This is a genomic window from Capnocytophaga sp. oral taxon 380 str. F0488, assembly GCF_000318255.2.
Classification (GTDB): domain Bacteria; phylum Bacteroidota; class Bacteroidia; order Flavobacteriales; family Flavobacteriaceae; genus Capnocytophaga; species Capnocytophaga ochracea.
The window spans coordinates 1-6,052 of record NZ_KB291242.1; the positions used below are offsets into that span (position 1 = coordinate 1).

The 6,052-nt window shown below is 39.3% G+C and carries 5 protein-coding genes; 4 read left to right on the top strand and 1 reads right to left on the bottom strand.

Annotated elements, in window-relative coordinates:
• The first annotated feature begins 129 nt into the window (after positions 1-129).
• The 4 genes from HMPREF9078_RS10875 to HMPREF9078_RS10890 are packed head-to-tail and all read left to right on the top strand — an operon-like array spanning position 130 to position 4,701.
• Positions 130-2,604, top strand: coding sequence for an SLBB domain-containing protein (locus tag HMPREF9078_RS10875; protein ID WP_009420714.1), 2,475 nt, complete (start codon positions 130-132; stop codon positions 2,602-2,604).
• Positions 2,605-2,606: 2 nt separating this feature from the next.
• A complete protein-coding gene (locus HMPREF9078_RS10880; RefSeq protein WP_009420715.1) occupies positions 2,607-3,671 on the top strand; it encodes a Wzz/FepE/Etk N-terminal domain-containing protein in 1,065 nt (354 codons plus the stop codon).
• The gene (locus HMPREF9078_RS10885; protein WP_009420716.1) at positions 3,671-4,303 is read left to right on the top strand and encodes an HAD family phosphatase; all 633 of its coding nucleotides are present in this window, start codon (positions 3,671-3,673) and stop codon (positions 4,301-4,303) included. Before HMPREF9078_RS10880 ends, HMPREF9078_RS10885 begins: the two co-directional genes overlap by 1 nt.
• Complete coding sequence (locus tag HMPREF9078_RS10890) at positions 4,300-4,701, top strand: hypothetical protein (RefSeq protein WP_009420717.1); 402 nt, start codon at positions 4,300-4,302, stop codon at positions 4,699-4,701. The genes HMPREF9078_RS10885 and HMPREF9078_RS10890 overlap by 4 nt, the downstream gene beginning before the upstream one ends.
• Before the next feature lie 51 nt (positions 4,702-4,752).
• Here HMPREF9078_RS10890 and HMPREF9078_RS10895 read toward each other — a convergent pair whose 3' ends face one another.
• Positions 4,753-6,021 (bottom strand): DUF2851 family protein, encoded by a 1,269-nt coding sequence (locus HMPREF9078_RS10895; RefSeq protein ID WP_034543599.1) that lies wholly within the window; start codon positions 6,019-6,021, stop codon positions 4,753-4,755.
• Positions 6,022-6,052 lie beyond the last annotated feature (31 nt).

A 6,052-nucleotide genomic window follows, 5' to 3' on the forward strand; every position in this document is an offset into this window, starting at 1 on the left:
TTAATTATGACAACCTTTTTTAGGACGTGACAGAGTAGGAGAATTAACAACGGTGGACTAAAAAAACAATATCTTGATTGCTAATTGCTAATAGTTTTGTATCTTTGCCCCAAAATCAATTATGCAATAATGTTGAAGATTAAATTACTTATTATATACTTACTTTTAGTTATCTCTCAAGCTGTAGCACAGGTAACCTCTCCTAATGCTACCTATAACAATGTGGATATCACTACTGTGAATGTGGATAACTTGAGTGATGCACAGATTAAAAATTATTGGGATCGCGCTCAAGCACAAGGTTATTCATTAGACCAATTCGTTGCTTTGGCTCGCAGTCGCGGTATGCAAGAAACGCAAGTAATGAAGCTCAAGCAGCGCATTATGCAACTCGGCACTTCTTCTGATATTAAAAACAAACTTAAAGAAAACACAAAAACAGGTAGACGCCCAGCTGAAGGTGATGATATTTTTGGTTATACCGGTAAAGAAAACAAAGATTCTATCACTACTAAACAGAAAAAGGATTCTATATTTGGAATGAGTTTCTTCAAGAATCCTAAAATATCTTTTACTCCTAACCTCAATATGGCAACTCCCGACAACTATCAAGTAGGTCCTGGCGATGAACTACTCGTGGAAGTTTGGGGGGCGACAGAAGGTTCTTTTAAGCAAAAAGTAGACGCTGAGGGAAATATATTCCTAAATGGTATCGGGCGTATTCACGTGGGAGGACTTTCGTTCAGTGAGGTGAAGGCTAAGATTAATTCACAGCTCAAGCGCATTTATTCTGGTATTTCGGCTCCTGAGGGTAGTTATGCGAAAATTTATACAGGGGTAACTATCAGTCAGGTGCGTACAGTAAAGGTGAATATCATAGGCGAAGTGGCAGTTCCTGGAACTTATTCGCTTAGTTCGCTTTCAACAGTGCTTAACGCATTATATGCTTGTGGAGGCCCTTCAGAAAGTGGTTCGTTTAGGGAAATAAACATCTTTCGTGGAGGTAAAAAAGTTGCTACTTTTGACGTGTATAATTTCCTAATAAATGGTTCAGAAAAAGGCAATATAGGTCTTAAAGACCAAGATGTGATTATTGTACCCCCATATAAAAACCGCGTATGGGTGGACGGGAAAGTAAAACGACGTGGTTTTTATGAGACTTTAGACAATGAGACGCTGGCGAACCTTATCACCTTCTTTGGAGGTTTTACCTCTGATGCTTTTACCAATACTTTGGTGTTGGAGCGCATTAAAGATGCTAAACGAGAAGTAAAAGAGATTCCTTTTGCTGATATTTCAAAAGTAAAAATGCAAAATGGTGACCGCTTAAATGTACACGCTATTACTGATGAATACCATAATAGGCTCAGTATAGGCGGAGCGGTATATCAGCCTGGGGTATACGAATTTAAAGAGGGGATGACGGCTTACGACTTACTCAACAGAGCTAACGGTGTGAGAAAAGATGCTTCCTTGAATAGAGGTCTTATCTTCCGCACTGAAAACCGCGTGGATTACCAAACACTTAGTTTTTCGGTAAAAGACCTCATAGAAAAGAAAAATGATATTCCGCTAAAAGATAATGATAGTATTCATATTTTCTACAGAGATTCTCTTCAGTACAAACGCTTTGTAAAGGTAGAAGGAGCTGTAAATAAACCTAAAGAATTACCTTTTATGGAGAATATGACAGTGGAAGACGTGATTTCGTTAGCAGGTGGTTTAGCTAATGGTGCAGACCCTTCGATGATTGAGGTATTTAGAGAAACTAACGATGGTAATTTTCAGAAACTAAGTCAAGCCTTTAAAGTATCGTCTAATCACCAGTTAGAGCCCCAAGGAGAACGGCTTACCTTGCAACCTAACGATGTAGTATCGGTACGTTATATCAAAGGATTTACTCCTATGCAAACTGTAACGGTAATGGGAGAAGTGCTCTACCCAGGTGTTTATAGTATTCAATCTAAAGACGAACGTGTTTCGGATTTATTAGAGCGTGTGGGCGGTTTTACTCCCTTTGCTTATAAAGAAGGACTTACGCTTGTGAGAAAGAAGACAGATGAAGGAGATATTCAGCAAGAAGATTTCTTAAAAGAGCTCATTGAGATTGAGAATGACACGAGCAGTAGCACTTCGAATAAAACACTGAGAAGAGTAGCTAAAAAAAGTAATGAGTATCGCATAGGGCTTGATGTAAAAAAGATATTAAACCGAAAACACAGCAAATATGACCTTTTGCTCAATGACGGAGATATGTTATTAGTCCCTTCAGAAAAACAAACTGTGGAAATTAGAGGAGAAGTATTAGCGCCTTCATTAGTGCGTTATGAAAAAGGAGCTTCTATACATCAGTATGTAAGTAGTGCAGGAGGCTTTGCCAGCAGGGCGAAGAGGAGTGCTATCTATGTGATGTATGCCAATGGAGATATAAAGGCAACACGCACCTCTCTATTCTTTAAAAACTATCCCAAAATAGAGCCTGGGGCTATTATTATAGTACCTTCAAAACCCGAAAAACAACGTCTTACAACCGGAGAAACGGTGGGTATCATTTCGGCTATTACTACTATGGGGGTGTTAATTTACAGTGCTTTTAAAAAATAACTATGGAAAATAATCATCACAATACGATAAGAGAAGAAGATGAAATTGATTTGCTACAGCTTATTAATAAGCTTTGGAGAGCTAAGAAATCAATCGCTGTATTTACGTTGATATTTATGGTTATAGGGGTATTAGTAGCTTTATTTTCGGCTAAAGAATATACCGCTACCACTATTATGGTACCGCAAGCAACTGATAGCAAATCGACAGGAGGATTGGGGGGACTTGCAGCTATGGCAGGGATTAATTTAGGAGGAAACAATGCAGATGCTATTCCACTTACTACCTACTCCAAGATTATTGAAAGTGTTCCGTTTAAAAAGAAATTAGCACAGACGAAGCTTACATTTTCAGATATTCCTAATCCGATTACCTATGAGCAATATTGTAAAAACTATGCGAAACCAAGCGTTTGGAGCAGTGTGATGAGTATTTTCCGTTCAAATCCTTCTGAGCCGTCTATTAAGATACAAGACACCACCCATATTACGAGTATTAGTAGAGAGGAGAGAGCTATCCTTAATAGTATCGATAATAATATCAAGTTGAATTTAAATGAAAAAGAGGGTTATATTACGCTATCGTATGCAATGCCCGAAGCACTACCTGCCGCTCAAATGCTCGAAAGTGCCCAAAAAGTACTGCAGGAAACTGTAACCAATTTCAAATTGCAAAAAGCCAAAGAAGAATTCGACTTTGTACAAAAACGCTTTGTAGAAGCCGAAAAAGACTTCAAAAACAAACAATACGCTGTGGCAGGTTTCCAAGACCGCAACCGCGACCTCTTTAGCAACCTTCCTCAAACTCGTTTACAACAACTACAAGCAGAGTACAATTTGGCTTTCAACGTATATACAGAACTTGCTAAACAGCTGGAAGCCAAACGTATCAAGATGAAAGAAGACCAGCCTATCTTTGCTGTTATCGAGCCCGTGAGCATACCAAACTTTCCCTCTAAACCCAAACGAATGATGATTATCGCTATCTGGACGTTCTTAGGAGTACTCGTAGGTATTGGTAATGTATTCCTTAAAGACTTTAGACGACAACTCAAATCTAACGATTAATGACTAACAACTATATTATTTTTGATATGGACGGGGTGCTATTAGACAGTGAACCAATGCACCAAGAGATTATTTATGAGACTTTTCAGTTAAAAGGTATTCCGTTTGACAAGGCGTATATACAAACTCTCACGGGAATGTCGGCCTTCCCAATGTGGGAAAAGGTAAAACGCGATGCCCAGCGAACAGAAAGTGTAGAGGAGCTAATGCAGTTTCACCGCGATTACTTTTTTAAACGATTACCCGAAGTAAAAGTACCTTTAGTACCTCACGTAAAAGAAGTGTTAGAGAAGTTTAAGAATGAAGGAAAGCACCTATCATTAGCTTCCTCTTCCGGACGCAAACTCATCGATATTTTTACTCAGCAAACAAATATAGCACACTATTTTGAAGTGATAATGAGTGGCGATGATGTGCAATACAGCAAACCTAATCCCGAAATATTCCTAAAGGTAGCCCAATGGTACCACTTGCCAGCAACACAATTTACAGTGATAGAGGACAGTACCAATGGCGTAAAAGCTGCCAAAAGTGCTAATATGCAGTGTATCGGCCTCCAGAATCCCCTTTCAGGCGGACAAGATTTAAGTCAAGCCGATAGCGTTATCCATTCAATGCAAGAATTGTTATGACAAACAGTAACATACAACTCATAGAATGTGTAACGATAGCCAATGAGGATTATTTACAATCTTTATTGGCTGTTGGTTTTTATGGTCTTGCTCTCAAAGCCAGCCTCCTCTCCTTAACCAAAGATTTAGATTTTTCAAATACCAAAACTAAAATCCTGTTTTTAGACGACGAACTGCCTGCTATTGCAAAACAAGGTATTACTATTAGCAGTTTGGCTACTGCCTACCAAGCCGGCGCTACGCGTTTTTATAGTGCTATCAAAGGTTATGGTGGCTATCTTCCTACTGAAAAACTTCTCACCTTCTTCCAAGCCCAACAATTCCCTATGGGTATTAACCTACTCGCTTTTGAGAGTGCTTATAACGAAGCGCTACATCAGATAATAGGTAACAGGTAACAAGTAAAGCTAGGTATGTGAGTAAGTTTAATAGCTTTTATCAAAGTTTTTTTATTTCCTCCCTAAAATCGAAATCCCTATAGCACAATCTAAACAGCGTTTGGATTGGCAATAATGTTTGTATTGTTGTAGAAGTACTTGGGTGTCAAAAGCAGTGGTAACAGAGGCTCCTAATTGTTGGTATTGGGTGATGATGCTGTTGCTCTCAGCTGTCATTGTTTTGAGTTCTTCAATGAGAGATTCGCTCACATCCTTGCCTAAACTTTGGTAATAGGCATATTTGAGTGGAATGAATACATTTATCCAAATAAGTGTGATGAGGGTTGCACTAATAGGCTTTTTTACTTTTTTAGAAGTCTTAGTAAAGGTATAGTGGGTTTCCCAAAATTCGGAGACCCCTACGGCAAAGAGTTTTTGGATACTTTTGAAATCATTCACTTCAAGGATTTGTGAAAACAAACCTTCATTTAGTTCGTATAGCTGTGCGAGTTGCGAGAGTCGGATAGTGGGAAAGCCTTGCGGACGCAAACCGGTGAAATGTATTTTTACTACGGGTGCAGAAAGGTTGTATTTCTGTTGTAGGTAGTGATAATTTTGCAATAGCTCACGTGGATAGGTGAGTTCAGTTTCTTCGGGGAGTAAGCCTGCTTGCCCCAATAGTAGTGCTTCTAAATACAAGGGGTGTGAACGCTCTTTGCGGATAATAGCAAAATCGAGATGTTTGCCCAATTGCAGGAAGGCTTCGCCGTTTACAGTGCCTCCAAAAGACTTGAGAAGCATACAAAAAAGTCCTTTCTCCCAATCGAAATTGGCAGCTTTCCACAGCTCATTTACCGCAGTAGCTTTTTCTTCTAAACGTTCTACTAACAGACGCTCATTCCACGAAAGCAAAGTAATGGCAGGTACGGTGGTATATTCTTTCTCACAAGGAATAAACTGGTAGTGTGAGGCTACAGTCGTATTGTATCGCTCTAAGAGTTCGGGGGAGATAAGACCTCGGAGTTCTAAAGTGGGAATAGGCTGGTTATTAGCATCGAATACTTCTATATCGTGTTCCCAAACTACGTGCAGAATCACATTGCGATAGGCAGGATCACTCTCGTGACCGTGCACATACCAATGCGATGATTTGAGATGCATTTCTACATTACCTGCCCATTGTTGCTCACCTATAAGCAGTTGGGCACTTTGGAAATCGGGACCTGAAAGAGAATTATACTCACCAAATGAGAGAATTTGCAAGCGCTCTCCCATAGTAAGTACAGCGTTGAGGGGTACTTTTTTGTATTTCCATAGGTAGTGTAAGAAATCTTCTTTCATTTTGTTTAGGTAAGAGATAAGAGGTAAGAAA

Excerpts from the sequence above, each read along its gene's own strand:
- HMPREF9078_RS10890 (WP_009420717.1), top strand. The coding sequence starts at position 4,300 with ATGACAAACAGTAACATACAACTCATAGAATGTGTAACGATAGCCAAT.
- HMPREF9078_RS10885 (WP_009420716.1), top strand. The coding sequence starts at position 3,671 with ATGACTAACAACTATATTATTTTTGATATGGACGGGGTGCTATTAGAC.
- HMPREF9078_RS10875 (WP_009420714.1), top strand. The coding sequence starts at position 130 with ATGTTGAAGATTAAATTACTTATTATATACTTACTTTTAGTTATCTCT.
- HMPREF9078_RS10895 (WP_034543599.1), bottom strand. The coding sequence starts at position 6,021 with ATGAAAGAAGATTTCTTACACTACCTATGGAAATACAAAAAAGTACCC.
- HMPREF9078_RS10880 (WP_009420715.1), top strand. The coding sequence starts at position 2,607 with ATGGAAAATAATCATCACAATACGATAAGAGAAGAAGATGAAATTGAT.